At 38.1% G+C, this 21,010-nt stretch carries 17 protein-coding genes and 1 tRNA gene; 10 read left to right on the top strand and 8 right to left on the bottom strand.

Annotation, left to right across the window (positions count from 1 at the left end; all coding sequences use genetic code 11):
* Positions 1 to 108: 108 nt before the first annotated feature.
* Positions 109 to 181: transfer RNA gene (locus AOB46_RS00010), tRNA-Met, on the bottom strand.
* 101 nt (positions 182 to 282) lie between these two features.
* Here AOB46_RS00010 and AOB46_RS00015 point away from each other — a divergent pair.
* From AOB46_RS00015 to AOB46_RS00040, 6 genes are all read left to right on the top strand, one after another.
* Complete coding sequence (locus tag AOB46_RS00015) at positions 283 to 894, top strand: L-threonylcarbamoyladenylate synthase (protein WP_062696007.1); 612 nt, start codon at positions 283 to 285, stop codon at positions 892 to 894.
* Between the two features lie 51 nt (positions 895 to 945).
* Positions 946 to 1,647 (top strand): CPBP family intramembrane glutamic endopeptidase, encoded by a 702-nt coding sequence (locus AOB46_RS00020; RefSeq protein ID WP_062696008.1) that lies wholly within the window; start codon positions 946 to 948, stop codon positions 1,645 to 1,647.
* Positions 1,648 to 1,651: 4 nt separating this feature from the next.
* Positions 1,652 to 2,410 carry a peroxide stress protein YaaA gene (gene yaaA, locus AOB46_RS00025; RefSeq protein ID WP_062696009.1) on the top strand — a complete coding sequence of 253 codons (759 nt, stop codon included), beginning with the start codon at positions 1,652 to 1,654 and terminating at the stop codon, positions 2,408 to 2,410.
* Positions 2,411 to 3,253, top strand: a complete 843-nt coding sequence (prmC, locus tag AOB46_RS00030; protein ID WP_062696010.1) for a peptide chain release factor N(5)-glutamine methyltransferase — start codon at positions 2,411 to 2,413, stop codon at positions 3,251 to 3,253.
* A 12-nt stretch (positions 3,254 to 3,265) separates the two neighbouring features.
* The gene (locus AOB46_RS00035; protein ID WP_062696011.1) at positions 3,266 to 3,625 is read left to right on the top strand and encodes a DUF4180 domain-containing protein; all 360 of its coding nucleotides are present in this window, start codon (positions 3,266 to 3,268) and stop codon (positions 3,623 to 3,625) included.
* Positions 3,626 to 3,692: 67 nt separating this feature from the next.
* Positions 3,693 to 4,949 carry a hypothetical protein gene (locus tag AOB46_RS00040; protein WP_062696012.1) on the top strand — a complete coding sequence of 419 codons (1,257 nt, stop codon included), beginning with the start codon at positions 3,693 to 3,695 and terminating at the stop codon, positions 4,947 to 4,949.
* A gap of 439 nt (positions 4,950 to 5,388) precedes the next feature.
* Here AOB46_RS00040 and AOB46_RS00045 read toward each other — a convergent pair whose 3' ends face one another.
* The 7 genes from AOB46_RS00045 to AOB46_RS00075 form a co-directional block, all read right to left on the bottom strand.
* Positions 5,389 to 6,357, bottom strand: a complete 969-nt coding sequence (locus tag AOB46_RS00045; RefSeq protein ID WP_062696013.1) for an NAD-dependent epimerase/dehydratase family protein — start codon at positions 6,355 to 6,357, stop codon at positions 5,389 to 5,391.
* A complete protein-coding gene (locus tag AOB46_RS00050; RefSeq protein ID WP_062696014.1) occupies positions 6,354 to 7,139 on the bottom strand; it encodes an SDR family NAD(P)-dependent oxidoreductase in 786 nt (261 codons plus the stop codon). Before AOB46_RS00050 ends, AOB46_RS00045 begins: the two co-directional genes overlap by 4 nt.
* Positions 7,140 to 7,283: 144 nt before the next feature.
* The gene (locus AOB46_RS00055; protein ID WP_062696015.1) at positions 7,284 to 8,390 is read right to left on the bottom strand and encodes a helix-turn-helix domain-containing protein; all 1,107 of its coding nucleotides are present in this window, start codon (positions 8,388 to 8,390) and stop codon (positions 7,284 to 7,286) included.
* A gap of 32 nt (positions 8,391 to 8,422) precedes the next feature.
* A complete protein-coding gene (locus AOB46_RS00060) occupies positions 8,423 to 9,064 on the bottom strand; it encodes a rhomboid family intramembrane serine protease (RefSeq protein ID WP_062696016.1) in 642 nt (213 codons plus the stop codon).
* Positions 9,065 to 9,077: 13 nt separating this feature from the next.
* A complete protein-coding gene (locus AOB46_RS00065; protein ID WP_062696017.1) occupies positions 9,078 to 11,666 on the bottom strand; it encodes a DNA gyrase/topoisomerase IV subunit A in 2,589 nt (862 codons plus the stop codon).
* Positions 11,667 to 11,674: 8 nt separating this feature from the next.
* Complete coding sequence (locus tag AOB46_RS00070; protein WP_062696018.1) at positions 11,675 to 12,151, bottom strand: hypothetical protein; 477 nt, start codon at positions 12,149 to 12,151, stop codon at positions 11,675 to 11,677.
* Between the two features lie 39 nt (positions 12,152 to 12,190).
* Positions 12,191 to 14,077 (bottom strand): DNA topoisomerase IV subunit B, encoded by a 1,887-nt coding sequence (locus AOB46_RS00075; RefSeq protein ID WP_062696019.1) that lies wholly within the window; start codon positions 14,075 to 14,077, stop codon positions 12,191 to 12,193.
* Positions 14,078 to 14,298: 221 nt separating this feature from the next.
* On the opposite strand from AOB46_RS00075, the gene AOB46_RS00080 reads away from it, so the two are divergent.
* The 4 genes from AOB46_RS00080 to AOB46_RS00095 all read left to right on the top strand — a co-directional run bounded on the left by AOB46_RS00080 (position 14,299) and on the right by AOB46_RS00095 (position 20,999).
* Positions 14,299 to 17,142, top strand: coding sequence for a histidine kinase (locus AOB46_RS00080; protein ID WP_131724284.1), 2,844 nt, complete (start codon positions 14,299 to 14,301; stop codon positions 17,140 to 17,142).
* A complete protein-coding gene (locus tag AOB46_RS00085; RefSeq protein WP_062696021.1) occupies positions 17,117 to 17,842 on the top strand; it encodes a LytR/AlgR family response regulator transcription factor in 726 nt (241 codons plus the stop codon). Before AOB46_RS00080 ends, AOB46_RS00085 begins: the two co-directional genes overlap by 26 nt.
* Before the next feature lie 110 nt (positions 17,843 to 17,952).
* Complete coding sequence (locus tag AOB46_RS00090; RefSeq protein WP_062696022.1) at positions 17,953 to 18,153, top strand: hypothetical protein; 201 nt, start codon at positions 17,953 to 17,955, stop codon at positions 18,151 to 18,153.
* 77 nt (positions 18,154 to 18,230) lie between these two features.
* Positions 18,231 to 20,999, top strand: a complete 2,769-nt coding sequence (locus AOB46_RS00095; RefSeq protein ID WP_062696023.1) for a T9SS type A sorting domain-containing protein — start codon at positions 18,231 to 18,233, stop codon at positions 20,997 to 20,999.
* The last annotated feature ends 11 nt before the right edge of the window (positions 21,000 to 21,010 follow it).

Raw genomic sequence — 21,010 nt, forward strand, 5'->3', positions numbered from 1 at the left:
GGGAACCGGACTCGAACCGATGACCTTCGGGTTATGAGCCCGACGAGCTACCTACTGCTCCATCCCGCGGTGTATTTTTTAGAGTGTTTACCGAAAACACTGTCTTAGTAGCGGGAACCGGACTCGAACCGATGACCTTCGGGTTATGAGCCCGACGAGCTACCTACTGCTCCATCCCGCGATATTGGATTGCAAATGTACGACTTTTTCTTTAAAATCCTAATTTTTCTTTTAAATAAAGGACTTTTATAAAAACTATTTTATTATTTGTATCTTTGTTCTATGGCAAAAATATTGAAAATCTATCCAGACAATCCACAGGAAAATCTTGTGAATGAGGTTATTAAAACACTTAATAATGGAGGGCTGATCATCTATCCATCCGATACGGTGTATGCTTTGGGCTGTAATATTTTTGACATTAAAGCCATGGAAAAACTGGCCCAGATGAAAAAAATCAAGCTGGAAAAAGCAAAATTCTCTATTATCTGTAATGATCTCAGCCATCTTTCAGATTTTACAAGACCTGTAGAAACATCGGTTTTCAGATTTCTTAAAAGTCATCTTCCGGGACCTTTTACGTTCATTCTTGAAGCCAATAAAAGTCTCCCTCTGGCTTATAAAAACCATAAAACAATAGGTATCCGTGTACCCGACCACCCCATTCCACAGCTTATCGTGGAAAAACTGGGGCATCCTATTGCTTCCACTTCCATTAAAGATGATGACGAAATTATTGAATATTCTACCGATCCTGAACTTATTGCAGAAAAATACGGGCATCTTGTAGATATTGTTATTGATTCCGGATATGGGGATAATGTTGCTTCTACAATTGTGGATCTTACTTCCGGAGAACCGGAAATTATCCGTCAGGGAAAAGGGATTATTTAGTTCAGAACGTAAGGTTCAAAGTTTAAGATTTAAAGTTCGGAGTTAACAGCTATGGGGCTTAATGGAAAATATTCCGTAGGAATTCTGCTTACTTTTGTGCTTCTGGCTGCAGTGATGCTTTATATTTTCCCTGCTATCAGCATGGTAACAGGTGCAAAAAGTGTTACCGCAACTGTTTTTGTCATCAGCAGGATCGCGATATGGATCACCTTAGGAGTTGTATTTCTTTACGGTCTTTTTATAGAGAAAGGGCCTTTTCTTCTTTGGAAAGAAAAAAAATATTCCGTTTCATTTTATGCCAAAGCCATCATCAGTTTATACTTTATCTGTGCTTTCGGCGGTGCTTTTCTGAATGCAATAGTCCGGCTTTTAATGAATGAGGAAATCAGCGGTAAGCTTCGCCAGCTTTCTGTGGTTTTTAAAGATGATTATTGGTTAATTGTTTTTACATGCTTTACGGCCGGAGCGGTTGAGGAATTTCTTATGCGCGGATATTTACAGCCCAGAATTGAGAAAATTTATAACAGTCCTGTTTCAGGAGTTATTGTTTCTTCTGTCTTATTCGGAATCCTTCACAGCACTTACGGAACAATAAGCCAGGTGGTTGTACCTTTCTTTATTGGAGTCGTTTTTGCTTTGTTTTATAAAAAATATTCAAATATTAAAATTCTGATCATCTGCCATTTTATGATTGATTTTATTTCCCTGATGCTCATGAATTTTATTGATTTTAAACACTTATCTGTATTTTAACATTATGAAAATTATAACTTCGCCGGCGAAACTGATGAACGTTGAAAATTCAACGAATCTTTTGAGATATACTACCCCTAAATTCATTGAAGATGCGGCATTTATACAATCCTATTTAAAAGAAAAATCACCGAAATATCTTTCCGAGCTGATGGAAATATCGCCCAAGCTGGCAGATGAAAACTGGGAAAGAAATCAAAGATGGAAAGCTAAACCAACAGCTAAAGAATCTGCTCCCGCCATGTTTGCATTCACCGGGGAGGTGTACAGAGGGCTTGATGCCAAAACGCTGGATCAGAAAGCAGTGGACTATCTTCAGAAAAATTACAGAATGCTTTCAGGCCTGTACGGACTACTGAAGCCATCAGACAAAGTAATGCTTTACAGGCTGGAAATGGGCCGTCCTTTTCAGTTTGATCAGTATAAAAACCTGTACGAATTCTGGAGAGAGAAGATCACAGAGCAGCTGAATTCTGAAATGAAGAAAGGAGAAATCCTCCTTCAGCTGGCCAGCAATGAATACGGTAAGGTAATCGACAGAAAAAAATTAAATCATAAAATCATTGATTTTGATTTCTACGAGCTGAAAGATGGAAAACTAAAAACAATTGTTGTTTATACCAAACATGCCAGAGGACTTGTGGTAAGATTCTGTGCAGAAACCAATGCCCAGACCCTTGATGATGTAAAAGCATTCAATTATGAAGGCTACCTGATTGATGAAGAAAAGTCTACGGATACTAAACTGGTTTTTACAAGGTAAATGACAATATCAGCATTTAAAAAATATTTCAGCAATGAGCTTTCCGAATGGTATACTGATTCGGAAAGTACTTTTCTGGCCGCCATTTTTATTCAGAAAACCGTTGGTTTTGATTCGTTTCATCAAAGAAGATTTTCTGATCAGGAGCTTCTTAAGGCTGATGAGGAACGGCTTATAAACGTTATACAGGAGCTAAAAACCGGAAAGCCTTATCAGCAGATCCTTGGCGAAACGGAATTTTACGGAATGACTTTTTTTGTGGATGAAAATGTACTGATCCCGCGTCCTGAAACGGAAGAGCTGCTTGAAATAGCCATCCGTAACATCCAACATTTAAAGCTTCAGAAGGTAAAAATCCTGGATATAGGAACCGGAAGCGGTATTATTCCTCTGGTTTTAAAAAAGCATTTTCCGGAGGCAGAGATCTCTTCAGTTGATTTCTCGGAAAAAGCCCTGCAGACCGCCAGGAGAAATGCTGAACATCATCTGCTGAAAATTAATTTTATTCATGCTGACTATCTCAATTTTGAGCTTGAAGAAAGCTACGATATTATTATTTCCAACCCTCCGTATATCGGAATGGAAGAAGAAATTGAAATTGCCGCTTCTGTTAAGGAATTTGAGCCCAAAATGGCCCTCTTCTCCCCTGTTCCGGATGCTTTGATTTTTTACAGGAAAATTGCGGAGGATTCTAAAAAATATTTAAAAGACCGCGGACTTTTATTTTTGGAAATCAATCAGAAATTAGGTCCTGAAACTTTAGAACTGTATCAATATTTCTCTGAAGCTCAACTCATCAAAGACCTGTCAGACAATGACCGTTTTATTTTCGGAATAAAATAAAAATACTGCATCATGAAAATCATTGACCATTCAATCCGTTCTGTAAAAATTGCAGAAATAATTGCAGATGAAATGATCATCAGCTCGGCTGAAGACGGTCTGGATCTTCTCGGAGACCTCTATTATCAGGGTTTTGACAAGGTTATTATCTATGAAAAGAATATCGCTCCTGACTTTTTTGATCTTAAAACCGGAATTGCGGGCGAAATCCTTCAAAAGTTCTCCAACTATCGCATGGGACTTGCCATTGTAGGAGATTTCAGCCCATATGAAAGTAAAAGTATCAGGGATTTCATTTTTGAAAGCAACAAAACCAAGCATATTAACTTTGCGGAAACCCTTGAAGATGCCCTGAAAAAACTATCAGAATAACAGAAAATCCTGATCCGGAAAATAATTTGTTCAGCCTTCCGTTATAGGGAAAACTAAACCATCTGTAATGCTGAAAAAAATAAGTTTATTATCCGGAATCCTTCTCTGTTCCTTTTTCTCCGCACAGGAATTTACCCAATATAAAAACGGTCTGATCTACAGTGAAGAGGCGATGGCCAAGCTTGAAAAAGTTGTCGATTCGCTCAATTTAAAGTATAAAACCTGTGATCTGAGTAAGGTTTTTTATTCCCAGATGCAAACTGTTGGTTATTCTGTAAAAATGAAGACAGGAAATGTATCGGAAGCAAAAAAAGATATGGATCGAAATACCCCTATTGAAGATTTCATCAGAAAATATCCGGAGGCGATCATTAAAACAGATCTCCTGATCATAAAATCAAAAGAAAAAGATCATGACCGGAAAGATATTATTGAGATTAGGGAAATTCCTGTTAATGATGATGATGCAATGAGTATAAGGCTCGATTATACAAAAGAACTATATAGCAAACCATCAAAAAATAAATGGGCATATAACTACAGAGATAAAAAATCATATTCAGGTGAAGAGATTTATGGCTTTTTCTTTCCAGAAAACTTCAAAAGTATTCCTCTGGGCCCTAAATACTCCCGGCAGATCATCTATTCCGAATGTCTGATTGACACTTCTATTTCCAAATTCAAAGAGGATGCAAAAAGCGAAAGATTCGGATTGGCTCTGCCTGAAGGAGATTGGAGGAAGCTTTCAAAACAGGAAAAGGAAAAACTGCTGGATGAGCTGAGATCAGTAGAAATAATTGGCGGATGCAGCCAGGATAACTCACCCAGGATACAGGAAATATACATGGCTCTTTTATCAGCAGAAACCGCTAATTGGGAAATGTTTCTTAGGTCTCATCTTGATATTGTGAATGACCGTTTTGAAAGGGTCGCTGATTCCGGATATGCCAGAGCAAGAAGGGGAACTTATATAAAAGAGCTGGAAACCCTTAATATCAACGTTCCTGATCTTCTGTTCGGAACAGCATTCAGGATAGAAAATCCTGTAAACAATCATTATTTTGGAAATGTTTCAAGATTAGGGAAAGCCGTTGCAGAATCAAAAGATGTGGAACTGTTTCTCTCACAGCTGCTGTCTATGATTGGTGATAAAAATCTCGATGATTACAATAGAGTTGCTTCCTATTTTTTCTATTTAAACTGTAATTATCACATCAAAAGTAAAAGAGAAAGAAAGATCAATTCGATGAAACTGCTAGAAGCTATAAAAAGGCTTCCAAAATATATAACAGATCAGATTAAAATTGAAAATATACAGTTTTAATAGAAAAGCTTAAACAGGAGCGTGCTTAAATTTCATTCAAAAACTTTTTCATATCTGATTATCAATAATTTAAAACTGTTAACAAAACTCAATAAAAGATATTGTATTTAGTGACTGATGAAACTAAAGCTTTATCGAGGCAACTCCATTGATTCCGGACTGAGGTTATTATTGTTTTTAAATTAGTCTGTATTAAAGTTTTATCAGAGCAGCATATTAATCAAAATTATTATCAGGCCGCTCCTACGGAGCTCACCTTAGATCATGCATTACATTCTATGAACAGAGTACTCTTAAGGGGCACTAAAAAAAACTCCACTAGCATCCTATATTTTTTACAACAATTTATAAATTGATCATCAATTATTAAGACTTAATAAAAAACTAAATTAGAAATTTAAACGGGCTCTAAATGATCTGATAATAAATTTCTGTTCAATCATTTATTTTTCTTTTCAAAGAAACATACCGCATCCTCTACTGCCTGATCTACAGTCTGATAACGAACCCCCAATTCTTCAGCAGATTTTCTGTTGGAGTAGAAATTATTAATCCTCAATGCTTTCATATTGGGCGAGCTGAGACTGGTTTTAATCTTCAGTTTTCGGAGGCCATCTCCCAGATACCCCAGAAATGCGAGGCCTATGTCCGGAATAGGAATCATTACCGGGCTGCGGTTGGTAACCTGATTGACTTTTTTGAAAAAGTCTCTATAGCTTAAATTTTCGCCGGCGAGCAGGTATTTTTCGCCGTTTCTTCCATTTTCAAGGGCTTTAATAATCCCGTTGGCAGCATCTTCAGCGTGTACAAAATTTTTACCTCCTTTCGGATAGAAAACCATTTTCTTATTCAGAGCCCAGAATATAATTCTTCCGGAACTGGGTTTATGATCATAAGCTCCGATCATAAAAGTAGGATTCACAATAATAACCTTCGTTTCCCTGTTTTGCTGAAGAAGATAATTTTCTGTCTCCAGCTTACTTTTAGCATAGAATGAATGGGTAAAGGGATAGCGCTGCGGTGCTTCTTCATTGCCCAACCCTTCTGTGCTGCCATAGCCTAAGGTATTGGCGGTGCTTACAAACAAAAACTTCGCTACACCGGCAGCATCCGCCTGAGAAAACAGATGAGCCGATGCTTCATAATTCACTTTTCTGTACTCTTCATAATACAGCAGATCCTGAGCGGTTTCCGCGGCTATATGAATTACAGCATCAACGTCCTGCAAATCACTCGAAATATCTGAAAACAGATCCCCCTCTATAAGCCTGAGGTTTTTATTTTCTTCACCCAGCCAGCTGCTTTTCTTGCGCACCAGAGCAATAACAAAATAACCATATTCTAATAATTTTATAACGGTATGGGTCCCCAGAAGCCCTGTGGCTCCGGTTACAAAAACTTTTTTCATGCTTCAATTTCTTTTTTGATGGCACTGGTCATCAGGGGAAGTTTGATCCAGATCGGAAGGATCTTCATCATCAGCCAGCTGACAGGATTAACCATAATGACGGAATCTTTTTTAAATAACTGTCGGATACAATAAGCAGCCACCTTATCAGGATCCAGCAAGGTAAGTCTGCCTAAAAACCCTTGTTTTTCAATTCTCCGGCATACGTCGGTATTGGTTTTCATTGCTCCTGGATTCACAACACTTACACAGACATTGGTATCTTTAAGTTCTTCATGCAGCCCTCTGGAAAAGGAATGGATGAAGGTTTTTGAGGCCGGATATACGGTTTTAAAGCCAATCGGAGAGAAAGCCGCCATACTGGATACATTTAAAATGTAAGCTTTGGGCTGTTTTAAAAGATTAGGAAGCAGCTGATGCGTAATCAGGGAAGTTGCAGCAACGTTAACCTGAAGAATGGTATTGATATAATCCGGTGTTGCCTCAACAAATTTCTTGGTTCCTCCCAGTCCCGCGTTATTGATCAGGATATGGATCTCGAAAGAGGCATTCAGCCAGTCTGTCAGCTTCATGACATTTTCATTCACAGAAAGATCTGTTTCATAATAATGAGTCTTTATCCGGTAAGTTTCTTCCAGTTCTTCGGATAGGTCTTTTAAATGCTGCCCGGGCAGACTTACCAGAATAATATTGATCTTATTCTTTGCCAGATTTTCAGCAAATGCTTTTCCCAGCCCCTGGCTTGCTCCAGTAACCACTGCATATGATTCTTTGGTATCCATAACACAAAATTTATGGTACAAAGCTATCCCGGAATCTATGCTGAAATGTTCAGGATTATCTGAATGAACCTATTTTAAAGCACAAAATACAACAAATTCAAACACATGAAAATCAATACATTAAACAAACAAGAACGTAAAACTTTATAAATCCGAACCATTTTTATATTCGGAAGGTGTCTGATGGGTCAGCTTTTTAAAGGTGGTATTAAAGGAAGTTTTGGAATTGAAACCTGATTCGTAAGCGATGCCTAAAATCGACAGTTTGCTGTCTGTTTCTTTCAGAAGTTTTTTAGCATACTCAATACGGTATTCGTTCACGTACTGAAAAAAGTTTTTTCCAAATCCGGTATTGATTACATAGGAAAGATGATGAGTGGATACGGAGAGGAGTTCGGAAAGCTTAATCAGGTTCAGTTCACTGTCCAGATAAGGTTTCTGCTTATTCATCAGCTCTTCAAGCAGTTCTTTAATCTTCATCAGTTCTTCATCGGGAATCAGTTTCCGTTTAACCTCCTCAGCATCAGAATCACTGCTTATCGATATAAATTCTTCACGCTGTTTTTCTTCCACGGGATAAATCTCTTTCTGCTTCAGGGAGTAATAGCCTACAAAATAAATAACCAACAAAAAGACTCCGTTAATAAAGAAATTCAGAGAATTGGAATTGTAAGACAGATTATACACCACATAAATAATATTGATCAGGAAAATGACCAGTATGATATATTCCAGCCAGTTCAGGTTAATGCCTTCTGTATTTGCAGAGAACTGCTGTATTCTTTTCTGGTGCTTTCTGATGGTAACATAGGACAGACCGGTATAAAATAATGCCTGAAAGAGGATCAGTCCAATAAAAACAAAACGGAAAAAAGAGCTGTTATCAACGCCTAATCTTGGCAAAAGAAGATTAATAAGAAAAATAACAGGCAGAATAAAATATTTAAGATCTGTTATTTTAAATTTAAAAGAAGGATTGGTAAAAAACAGGACGCTGAAGTAAAACATAATCGGTGTCAGAAACTGTATGATCTGAACCGCAAATATGGAGTGAATTTCCACCGGAGCGCCTTTCACTAAAGTCAGCACTTCATCAAGCCAGAAACTTGACCACAGAAAAAGAAATAATCCGAACCAGAAATTGGCTTTACGGTTTACTTTTAACGGGTTGGATAGCTTCAGCAGAGACAGCAAAACCAATGAGCCATAGATTAAGACAACGATAAAACTGTTTAATTCTGATGTGCTCATTGGTTTTGATATTTTAAATCAAAGATAGCTTTTTATCTTATTTTTTTCCTTACAAAAATCTGATAAGCCAGATAAATCAACGGAAGCGACATGGCTCCCAGATAAAGGATATTTTTCTCAGCCTGCTGCGGATGTATTGCCACGGCGTATACAAGTCCAAAAAATGCTCCTCCGAGGTGGGCGGCATGGCCCAGATTGTCCCATTGCTTAGGATTCAGCATCATGTAAACGGAATATCCGAAATACAGAGTCCCGAATATCCAACCCGGAAGGAAGTTTACCTCAATGACCTTCGGGGCCATTGCTATTGCGGCAAAAATAATTCCGGAAACAGCTCCGGACGCTCCGATAGCTGAATACCAAGGCTGATTTTTATAGATCAACAGGCTGAACAAATTTCCCAGGATCATAGAACCGAAATAAATGATCAGAAAGCCTATATCTCCAAAAAAAAGCGTTACGGCACCCTGAAAGAAATACAGGGAAAGCATATTGAAGAACAGGTGCATAAAATCTGCATGCAGAAATGCTGAACTGATCAGTCTTATATATTCTTTACGGCTTTCAATTGCAGCTACATTGAATTTATATTTTTCAAATAAAGCAACATCATTAAAGCCCCTGTAGCTGAACAGACAGGTTGCGGCAATAATGACCATAACTGGTATACTCATAATTTTTTAATTCTTAATTTTCAGATTCACCGTCGTGGAATAAGTCTCCAATAACGCCTCCGTCTTCATCCACAATCCCGTCTCCGGTTTCAGGCTCTTCGTACACTTCAGGTTCTTCTTCAGGAGGTTCAGGAATGGTAATATTAATGGCTTTTACTTTAAATTTCGTAAACTGGTTGCCTATGGCTTTTATTCCTTTTACTGCAATAAACTCATCAATATTAATGGTCTCGGGATCACGCTCTTTACCTTTGTCTTTGGCAAAAATAATCTCTGCTGAAGCTCCGTCTGCTACAATTACATTCTCAATAAACGATTTGGAGTGTTCAGACGGCATAAAGGTCTGCACATTGGTTGTATTTTCCAGCAGGAACCTCTTGATAAAATAAATATCCTTTTCACCATCATAATAGATGCAGGTTACCGGCTGCTGCGGTCTCCATTTTTCTAAAACCAGGTATTCATCATCAAAACGGTTTCCTAAATCAAAAGAGACCAGTTTTACTTCGCCGTTTGTATTGATGGTAAGAATTCTGTCATCCCCTTTGAAGCTTCCCAATAGGGTACCTCTTCCATCAGCATTCAGTCTTCTCACGGTATCATCAAACCAGATTCTACGCGGAGCCAGTGTAGAAACCCCTTCTTCTTTCATATCAACCTTCTTCACAGAGTATTTCGTCACCAGGTTTCCTTTAGAATCTCTTCCTTTGATAGCAAGATCAGAGAAATCAATTTCCATTTTATTTTTTCGGATTCTCGGGTTGGGCTTCAGCAATACAGTCACTGTTTCTGCTTCACCGTTAGGATTTGCTGAGAAATACAGCACTTCCGAACCTTTTTTATCAGAGGCCAGCGGATAATCCGTATTTCGTGTTACCGCAGTAACGAAGAAACGTTTCATATAATACGGGCCTTCTTTTCCTTCGCGGTAAATCATGTTGTACACTGTACGTTTATCATTTTTCTTCCATACGGCAACATGCAGAATATCTTTTCCGATAAAGGTTTTGGCTTCCACTTTTACCACCTTCATGCTTCCGTCCTTTCTGAAAGTAATGATATCATCAATATCTGAACAATCGAACAGGTATTGGTCTTTTCGAAGAGATGTGCCGATAAAGCCTTCTTCAAAGTTGGCATAGAATTTCTCATTGGCTACGGCTACTTTTGTCGCATCAATGGTATCAAAGATTCTGAGTTCGGTTTTTCTTTGCCTGTCTTTTCCGTATTTCTTCTGAATATTCAGATAATAGTCAATGGCATAGGCTGTCAGATTACCAAGATTGAATTTCACCTGTTCTATTTTACCTTCCAGAGCCGCTATATTCTCTTTGAATTTATCTAAATCGAATCTTGAAATCCTCTTGATCCTGATTTCAGTTAATTTTACAATATCTTCTTCTGTTACTGCCCTCAACAGGTGCCTGGTATGAGGTTTCAACCCTTCATCAATGGTTTTCAGTACTTCTTCCCAGCTTTTTACTTCTTCAATATCGTGGTAAATTCTGTTTTCTATGAAAATTCTTTCCAGGGAAGAGAAATGCCAGCTTTCCTGAAGCTCATGAAGTTCTATTTCCAGCTCTTTTTTAAGAAGTGAAACGGTGTGGTCCGTGTTCATTTTCAGGATCTCTGAAACATTCAGGAACATAGGCTTATCCCCAACAATCACGCAGGCATTCGGAGAAATCGTTACCTGGCAGTCTGTAAATGCATACAGTGCATCAATTGTTTTATCCGGTGAAACATCGTTATGAAGATGAATAAGAATCTCAACTGTATCTGAGGTATTGTCTTCGATCTTTTTGATCTTGATTTTTCCTTTTTCATTGGCTTTCAGGATAGAATCAATCAGGTCGCTTGTCGTTTTGGAAAACGGCAGCTCGGAAATAACGAGGGTATGCTTATCTGTCTGGGTAATTCTGGCTCTGGCTCTTACCTTTCCGCCTCTGTGACCATCATTATATTCTGAAACATCCAGGTATCCCGCTGTAAGAAAGTCAGGAAACAGTTCAAATTTCTTTCCTTTCAGGTACGCTACGGATGCTGTAATCAGCTCATTGAAATTATGCGGAAGAATCTTTGTGGAAAGCCCTACTCCAATTCCTTCTACTCCCTGTGCCAGAAGCAGCGGGAACTTTACAGGAAGATCGATTGGTTCGTTATTTCTTCCGTCATAAGATTTTGCCCATTCGGTTGTTTTAGGGTTAAAGACCACTTCCAGAGCGAAGGGGGTTAATCTTGCTTCAATATACCTGGCTGCTGCTGCAGAATCTCCGGTATAGATATTCCCCCAGTTTCCCTGGGTATCAATCAGGAGTTCTTTCTGCCCGATCTGCACCATGGCATCAGTAATGGAGGCATCACCGTGAGGGTGATATTTCATGGTATTTCCTACAATATTGGCCACTTTATTGTAGCGTCCGTCTTCCAGTTCCCGCATAGAGTGCATGATCCTTCTCTGTACGGGCTTCAGACCGTCATATACTGAAGGGATGGCTCTATCCAGGATTACATAGGAAGCATAATCCAGAAACCAGTCTTTATAAAGTCCCGAGACTTTCTTTAAGCTCTCGCCCTCATGGGAGAATTCTTCTGTCGTCATCTGTTATTTTAATCGTTTTTCTCTTTATTCGTTTTTACTACTTTATTCAGAGAGAGTTTTAAATCGTTTACTTCTTTTCTGGTTAAATATGAAATATCATACTTAAGCATGGTAGAACCGCTGTTTTTACTGGTGATCTTTACATATAACCTTCTAAGGAAGAAGATACTTACGATCTCATATTCTATCAGTTTATATTTTGGAAACTCATCATGAAGAGGCTTATCCAAAAAAGGAACGATATTTCTGTTTTTAAAGTTCAGTGCTTCGCCGTCGCTGTCATATTCAAAAATCTGCCTTCCGTTAAGATAAAATATTATCAGGATTACAATGGGAACGATCAGCAGAAGATAGCTTACCTTTCCTACAGCCTGAAATCTGTATTCATTCAATAAAAATGCAGTGATTCCAAATACGACCATCATCAGCAGCAATGTGTTTACAAAATTATAAACAGATGCTTTGTTGCGGTTGCTTAGTCTCATTTTATATATTTTGGTGTTTGGTGTCTTAGGTTGTCAGCGTTAGCTGATGGCTGCTTCGTCTAAAATTTCTTTTTTATCAATGTCAGGATCTTCTACAACCAGATTTTCAAGGATAAATACCTGTCTGTCCGGTGTATTTTTTCCCATATAGAATTCCAGCAGCTGCTCTATAGTCTGATCTTTACCAACCACTACAGGTTCCAGACGGATATCTTTTCCTATAAAATGTTTAAATTCATCCGGCGAGATTTCACCAAGCCCTTTGAATCGGGTAATTTCAGGGTTTCTGCCTAATTCGTTCAACGCTTTTATTCTTTCCGTTTCTGAGTAGCAGTATCTTGTTTCTTTTTTGTTTCTTACCCTGAAAAGCGGGGTCTGCAGAATATAAAGGTGCCCGTTTTTGATCAGATCCGGGAAGAACTGAAGGAAGAAGGTAATCATCAGAAGGCGGATGTGCATCCCGTCTACATCGGCATCGGTTGCAATAATCACCTGATTGTATCTTAGGTCTTCCAGGCTTTCTTCAATATTTAAAGCTGCCTGAAGCAGGTTAAACTCTTCATTTTCATAGACCACTTTTTTGGTCAGGCCATAGCAGTTCAGAGGCTTTCCTTTCAGGGAGAACACGGCCTGTGTTTCTACATCCCGGGATTTTGTGATGGATCCGGATGCAGAATCTCCCTCGGTAATAAAGATCTGGGTATCTCCTTTTCTTTCAGCCTTCTGATCGTTATAATGCTGTCTGCAGTCTCTCAGCTTTTTGTTATGAAGGGATACTTTTTTGGCTCTTTCTCTTGCCAGCTTCTGAATTCCGGAAAGTTCTTTTCTCTCTCTTTCGGAGATCAGGATCTTTCTCTGGATGGCTTCAGCTATTTCAGGGTTTTTATGAAGGAAGTTATCCAGTTTGCTCTTCAGGAAATCAATGATAAACGTTCTTACGGTAGGTCCGTTCGGTCCCATATCGTTAGATCCCAGCTTTGTTTTGGTCTGCGATTCAAATACGGGTTCCTCTACATTAATGGAGATCGCTGCAATAATGGATTTTCTGATATCTGAAGCATCAAAACTTTTATTGAAAAACTCACGGATTGTTTTTACATAGGCTTCACGGAAGGCATTAAGATGTGTACCTCCCTGTGTGGTATTCTGTCCGTTGACGAAGGAAAAATAGGTTTCTGTCTGGGATTTATCAGAATGGGTGATAGCCACTTCTATATCATTATCTTTCAGATGAATGATAGGATAGAGAATTTCGCTTTCCAGTTCTTCTTCAAGCAGGTCTTTAAGTCCGTTCTCTGAGTAATAGGTTTCTCCGTTGAAAAGAATTTTCAGCCCGGGGTTCAGATACGCATAATTGCGCAGCATTCTCTCGATATATTCTTTTCTGTATTTGAAATGAAGGAAAATATCTCCGTCGGGAATGAAAGAAATTTCGGTTCCGTTTCGGTCCGAAGTATCTTTTTCATCATAGTTTTCTTTGATGAGACCTCTGGAAAATTCAGCCATTTTCATTTTTCCGTCACGGAAAGATCGTACCCGGAAATAGTCCGAAAGTGCATTTACGGCTTTGGTACCTACCCCGTTCAGACCTACAGATTTTTTGAAGGCTTTACTGTCGTATTTCCCTCCCGTATTCATTTTAGAAACGGCATCTACTACCTTTCCCAACGGAATTCCACGGCCAAAGTCTCGGATGGTAACTTTTCCGTCATCCAGTTTTATTTCAATTCTTTTCCCTGCTTTCATTCTGAACTCATCAATAGAGTTGTCCAGAATTTCTTTCAGGAGGATATAAATACCGTCATCGGCGGAGGAGCCGTCGCCCAGTTTCCCGATATACATTCCGGGACGCAGACGGATATGTTCCTGCCAATCGAGGGTTCTGATATTATCTTCTGAGTAGGTTGGATTTATTTCTTGTGACATATATGATTTCAGCAAACATACAAAAGTACGAAATTGTCTAAAATTATCCGAATTTTTTCAAGTTGATTTTTTGAATATTCAACCCCAAATCTTGTGCTTATTAACTCATCAAATTATATATTTACATTATTATTCAACATCACGTGATAAAAAGATTTATTTTCTGCATTTTTTTTATTTTTCCGGCAGTCCTGATTTTACTTTCAGCACAGATTCCGGGGATGGTAAACTATACTGAACAGGATGGTTTAGAATGTTCGTATACCTATCATTTAAGGCAGGATAAAGATGGTTTTATCTGGATTGGGAGTGATAACGGATTATTCAGATTTGACGGCAAAGAGTTCAAACAATACGGAAAAAAAGAGGGATTAAAAAATCTTGACATCATTTCCTGTGAGCCCCTTCCCAACGGTGAGGTTTTCATCCTCCCTTTTCTGAATGACTTTGCTTATTTAAAAGACGGAAAGGTATTCGATCTGAATATCAATGATTACGTGAAAAATCAATTTTTAAACTCCATGCCGAAAATCACCCGTAACGGAAACGTACTTTACTTATATGAATATGGTGATCCTCAGAATATTTTTATTTATGAAAACGGAAAAGTAAAAAGAATGCCCGTTCCTTTAGACTATTCTCAAAGGACGTTAGGAACTGTAAAGTTTGATTTTCAAACCCGGAACCTCTATTTATATGATGCACTAAAAGCTGAAATTCAGGTGTACAATCTCAACAGCAGAAAAAAAAGGATTATAAAAACAGACGGCGGAAATCTGGTTTGTGAGAAAGATAATTTTCTGGTTTTTAATGATAAGGGAAAAATCAGTATTTACCAACAGCCCGATCCGTTTCATATCAGGAAAATATTTTCTTATGATACAAAAGAACAGATCTTCTATGGTGTTATTGATAAGAATAACAAGCTTTGGCTCAATCTACAAAACGGTGGGGTTCTTTACTTTAACCAATCTTTGCTTGAACATAAAAAAAACCTGCCCCCTCCTGTAAAAATCTTAGACAATTATGTTATCAATAATGTTCTGGTAGATAAGGATGATAATGTATGGTTCAATTCCAGAAACAACGGTGTTTTTTTTATCACAAAATCTCTTTTTACCAATCATGTCAATTTATCAGTAAAAAATAATTCCGAATATATTAAAGCTATCGCAAAAGATAACAATAGAATTATCCTGGGATATAACAGCTCTCACGGCGCTGTTATTGACAGGAACGGCAAAATACATGATATTATGCTGGACAGGAATAATAAGGATGAGAACAGATCAGTTTACATCAACCATAATACCGCCATTTTTGGAATTTCAAATAAAGTTATCATTCATAATCTTTCTAAAAAAACCAATAAACAGCTGATCTATACTGTAAAAAATATTGTTCCTTATACTCCGGATTCTGTATTTTTCTGTACGTCGTCTCACCTGATGGTCTATAATTTAAAGAATGAAACCCTTACCACCTATCTCAATGAGCGCACCTACACGGTTCTTCCTTACGATCAAGACAGCTTATTTGTGGGCAACTTCAGCGACCTGTATAAATTCAATATTAAAACGAAAAAAAAGACCTTATTTTTAAAAGGGTATTACTTTTCGGATCTCAAAAAATTAAAAAGGAATACTTACCTGGGGGCTACCAACCTCAACGGGATTATTATTTTCAATGATAAAGGGATTATCAGAAAAATTGAGAAAAGTAACGGGCTGATTAACGACCAGGTCAAGAGAATAGAGGTAGAAAATGAAAATACATTCTGGGCAAGCACCAATTCCGGGATCTCCAGAATTGAATTAACAAAGAACAATCTCCGGATTAATAACTTTACCCAAACTGACGGCCTTCCATCTAATGCTGTTGCCGGTTCTGTCACAAAAAACGATACCATCTTTATCGGAACGTCCAAAGGATTGGGAATATTCCCGATAAAAAAATTACTGGCCCAGGAGAAATTCATTCATAAAAAAGTCATTATCAATTCTGTAACCATTGAAAATAATGAATATCACAATTTACAGGAAACCCTGACTGCCCATACCAATAATACGGTTATTTTTAATCTCAGTTTTCTTGATTATGCTTCCCAGGGAAAGATAAGCTATAAATATAAGATTGAAGGACTCAATGACACCTGGCAGGTAAGTAATTCCCCAAAACTGATATTCAGCTCCATTCCTCCGGGAGAATATGTATTGCGGGTTTTCGGGTTAGGCTATAATGGAAAGCAGTCTTATACTTCTACAGATCTGCCCTTTAAAATCAAGCCCGAGTTCTGGCAGACCTGGTGGTTTAAATTATTACTGGCAGCCATCATCCTGATTCTCCTATCTGCTCTGATTAATTCCTACCTGCAGAAAAAGCGCAATAAAAAGCTGGAAAAATTTTATCATGAGAAGAAAATAGCTGAGCTTGAACTACAGGCTATTAAAGCACAGATCAATCCGCACTTTATTTACAACTGCCTGAATTCCATTAAGTATCTGCTGTTTAAAGAAGATTATGAAGAAACTGAAAACTATCTGGACATATTTTCTCAGCTGATCAGGAAAACCCTTCATTATTCTGAAAAAACCTTCATGCCTATATGGGAAGAGGTGGAATATCTTTCTTTATATATGGATATGGAAAAGCTACGTCAAAATAAGCTTTTTGATTATGAAATTCATATATCTGAAAGCGTAAACAAAAACTGGGCAATCCCTTCACTGCTGATTCAGCCATTTGCAGAAAATGCCATAAAACACGGAGTTTCCGGCTTAAGATCTCAAAAAGGCTTTATCAGAATATCTTTTGACCATACAGATTCTACCCTCTGCATAACGATTGAGGATAATGGCAGGGGAATTCAGTCTAAAAACGAATCTTCCGCCGGCGAAAACTCATTCGGATTAAAATTATCAAAAAAAAGGATCCAGACTTTTAAACAGCTTTTTGAAACTAATATCATCCTGGAGGTCATTAATCTTTCCGAAAAATACGGAAAACAAGGCACCCAGATAAAACTTTACATTACACCTTATGAAAACACAAGTTTGCATCATTGACGACGAACAGCATGGCAGAGATTATGTCTCCCTGCTGTTAAAAAAAGAATTCCCTGAAATCCAGATCAGCTTCGAGGCTTCCAGTGTGGAAGAGGCTTACATATACCTTACCAAAAATTCACCGGATATTTTATTTCTGGACATCCGGCTGAGTGACGGTACTGCTTTTGACCTGTTATCTAAATTTAAAGAAATTTCATCTCAGATTATTTTCATTACGGCTTTTGAAGACTTTGCCATTCAGGCTATTAAAAACGGAGCCACGGATTATCTTCTGAAACCTATTAAAAAAATTGATTTTATTATTGCTGTGAATAAAGCTCTGGACAATATCAGAAAAATGCAGCCTGTCCAAAATACGGTGCTTCAGGATCATAAAATCATTCTCTCTACCCTACAAGGCTTTAAAATAGTGTATATTGCCGATATTGTTCACTGTGAGGCTGATTCAAGCTACACAACTTTTCACCTCGTCAATAAAATTAAAATCATGGTATCTAAGACCCTGCATGAATTTGAGGCGGTACTTCTGAATCATAATTTTTTCAGAATTCATCACAAACATCTTATTAATATCGACCATCTGCAGGAATATATTAAAGGCCGGGGCGGACAGGTTGTAATGAGCGACTGTTCCGTACTGGATGTTTCATTCCGGAGAAAAAATGATTTCCTTTACAAAATAGGAAAAACGGACTAATCTTATTTTCCGACGCACTTACTTGCTCATCCGTCGCACTTATTAGTTGTACATATTTTTCCATCGGAGTCTTTTCTATTTTAGTCATACTAATCAACAAAAATGTAATTATGAAAAAAATGACAGAAAAGACTCTGAAAAAAAGCCTGATGAATTCTATTACAAGCTATAGTCGCATTATTCCCCCCGGTAATTCTGGATATACTCCATCAGTTACTCCGGTTGTAACACCGGCATATCCTATCAACAGTACATATTACACTCCACCTAACAATGGTCTTCCCAATAATGGATGGGAGATTCCGAAGTAAAAAACAGATCTCATTCCCCGGTTTGAGGTCTGTTTTTTTAACACAACATACTGTATTAACTACTTAAAAATTAAAATATGAAAACAAAACTTATTCTTTTTAATAAGAGTATTGCCCTGGTTCTATTCATCTTTTTGGGTAATACTCTATCGGCTCAGGAAGCTCTGCTTAATCCTACCGCAACAGTTTATGACGGATTAAGTGATCATATAAGCACTTTTGAATGTCCTCCTTTCAGTATAGCGGAAGCTTATGAGGAATATAATCAGCAGGAATCGGGAGCTGAACTTTTTGCCAAAAGATTTGATACTGATATCACAACATTGAATTCAGGGAAGTGGGAAAAACTAAATGACCTGCATGTATGGCGGTACAGAATCACCTCAAAAGATGCCTATTCTATGATGCTTATATTTAAAAATATGCGTCTTCCGGAGGAGAGCAGTCTTTTCCTTTATAATGAGGATATGAGCTATGTTGTAGGTCCTGTAACTCATACGTATAACACAGAAAGTGGTATATATCCCACTGAACTAATCCCTGGCAGCAGTATTATTGTAGAATTGGTCATTAAAGGAAGCAGCTATCAGGAAAACAATTCTTATTTTACCATTGGTAATGTATCCCATGATTTCTTAGATGTATTTGAGCTGGCAAGCGGAACCGCAACCCCCGGAAAAATTCTGAAATGTCATAATGATATTAATTGCAGCGCTGGCAATGAATGGCAAACGCATAAAAGAGCTGTTGCTTTGGTTACTATAGGAGGGCAAGGGCTTTGTTCAGGTTCTCTGATTAATAATACAGCCTTTAACGGACGATCTCTTTTCCTTTCTGCTACGCATTGCTACGGATTATTTAACAGCCCGGAGAATAGTGTCTTTTATTTCAATCATGAAAAAGAAGAATGTAATGGCAGTAACCGGGATTACAGAAAGAATGATGATGTCATCAAAATATCAGGAGCCAGTCTGTTAAGCTCCAATAATTACGCCGATATGCTTCTTCTGCAGCTAAATGACAGAATGCCCTCTTCTTACAGACCTTACTTCCCTGGATGGGACAGATCTGGAGATAACCCCCAAAAAGGTGCTGTTATTCATCACCCTAAAGGAAATCCTAAAAAAATAACACTAGACAATGATATTATAGCACCTAACACTAATCCCGTAACTATTAATCTATCCCAAAACATTTTTAGAACATTTGAAGTTGGCACAATGTGGGAATCATGGCCTGATAGTGGTACTATAGAAGGAGGTTCATCAGGGTCTCCATTGTTTAATCAGAATGGAAGAATCGTAGGCCATACAACAGCAACCAAAATTAACGGATATACCAATGGTATTTTTTCCGAACCGAAACCCATATATGTCTGCCCTCCCCATAACATTTCTCATTTCGGCCGTTTATCTGTATCCTGGGACTATGGAGGGGCTTCTCAAAGACTTAGAGATCATTTAGACCCCAGCAATACCAATCAAATGTCTATACAAGGACTTATTCCTGCCGGCTGGAGACATCATAAATTCCCGACCAATCTAAACAGCAGAAAAATGCAAAGCGGCGACTACGATGGTGTACACGTAGGATTAGGCAACCAGATATTCTACAGAGCTCTTAGCGGTCAGGTTCAGATGTATTACTGGACTTCTAACGGCTGGCAGCATGGTACTATTCAGCCTAATAATTCATATTCAAACCTGGTAGGCGGTGATATTGCCGTAGGTTTGGGGAACCAGGTCTTTTACCGCGGTATGAATGGTAATGTACAAACAATGTACTGGGCGAATAATTCGTGGCAGCATGGTGTAGTAGGAGGTTCTGTTCATTCTGCTCCGCACAGTCTGGCTCTGGACGAAAACAATAGCGTATATTACCGGGGAACTGATGATAAATTGTATATTTTATATTGGAGTAATAATGCATGGCATTCTGGTGACATTTCAGGATCTGTCAATAACAATACTAAAATTGCAGGAGATGTGGTTGTGGGCAACGGTGCCCAGATATTTTACAGAGGCGGGGACGGAAAGCTGCAAATGTATTACTGGGGTAATAACGCATGGGTACATACCTATGTAGACCCAGCCGGAAGCAATGCTTCACCTCTTTATAATATACAAAATGCAGCAGGAGCAATAAGTATTGATAAAGACAATAATAATACAATTTATTACCGTGGAACAGATAATAATATGCACAGATATTACTGGAACAATACATCCTGGCAGCACCAATGGTTAGGGAGTAACAATGATGCTAAAGTATATGGGGACATTACTGCCGGAGAAGGAAACCAGATTTTCTACCGTGGTATTGATGCAAAAATGCACCTGTATTATCTGGGCAGTAATAATACATGGGTACATGACTGGATTGAAACGAGCCTGCAGACTCCCAATGCCCATAATGTAGCAGGTTCAATAGGCAAAGGTCCTGGAAACATTTTATTCTACAGAGGAAATAACGGATTCATGCAACATTATTTCTGGAATGGTGCACAGATGTTGAAGAACAGTAAAGAAAATGACTATTTCGGTATGGATAAAACCCCTCCAAGTCCTACCATACCTAAAGAGATTCCTGCCGGTATTTTTTCAACAATGACGCCTAATCCCGCAAAAGATTATATTGCATTAACAGCTGACTGCAAATCTCAAACCACAATTGCCATTACCATTACAGATATGCTTGGAAAAACAGCCATGAATTCCTCCCATAAAGCAGACGCAGGAAAAAACACTATTACTCTGGATATTAATAAACTGAATACAGGTGTTTATTTTGTGAAAATACAAGACATGCAGGGTGAATCCGCTGTTCACAAACTGATTAAAGAATAATGAATGAAATG

Origin of the sequence: Chryseobacterium indologenes (assembly GCF_001295265.1) — a bacterium.
Taxonomy (GTDB): Bacteria; Bacteroidota; Bacteroidia; order Flavobacteriales; family Weeksellaceae; genus Chryseobacterium; species Chryseobacterium indologenes_A.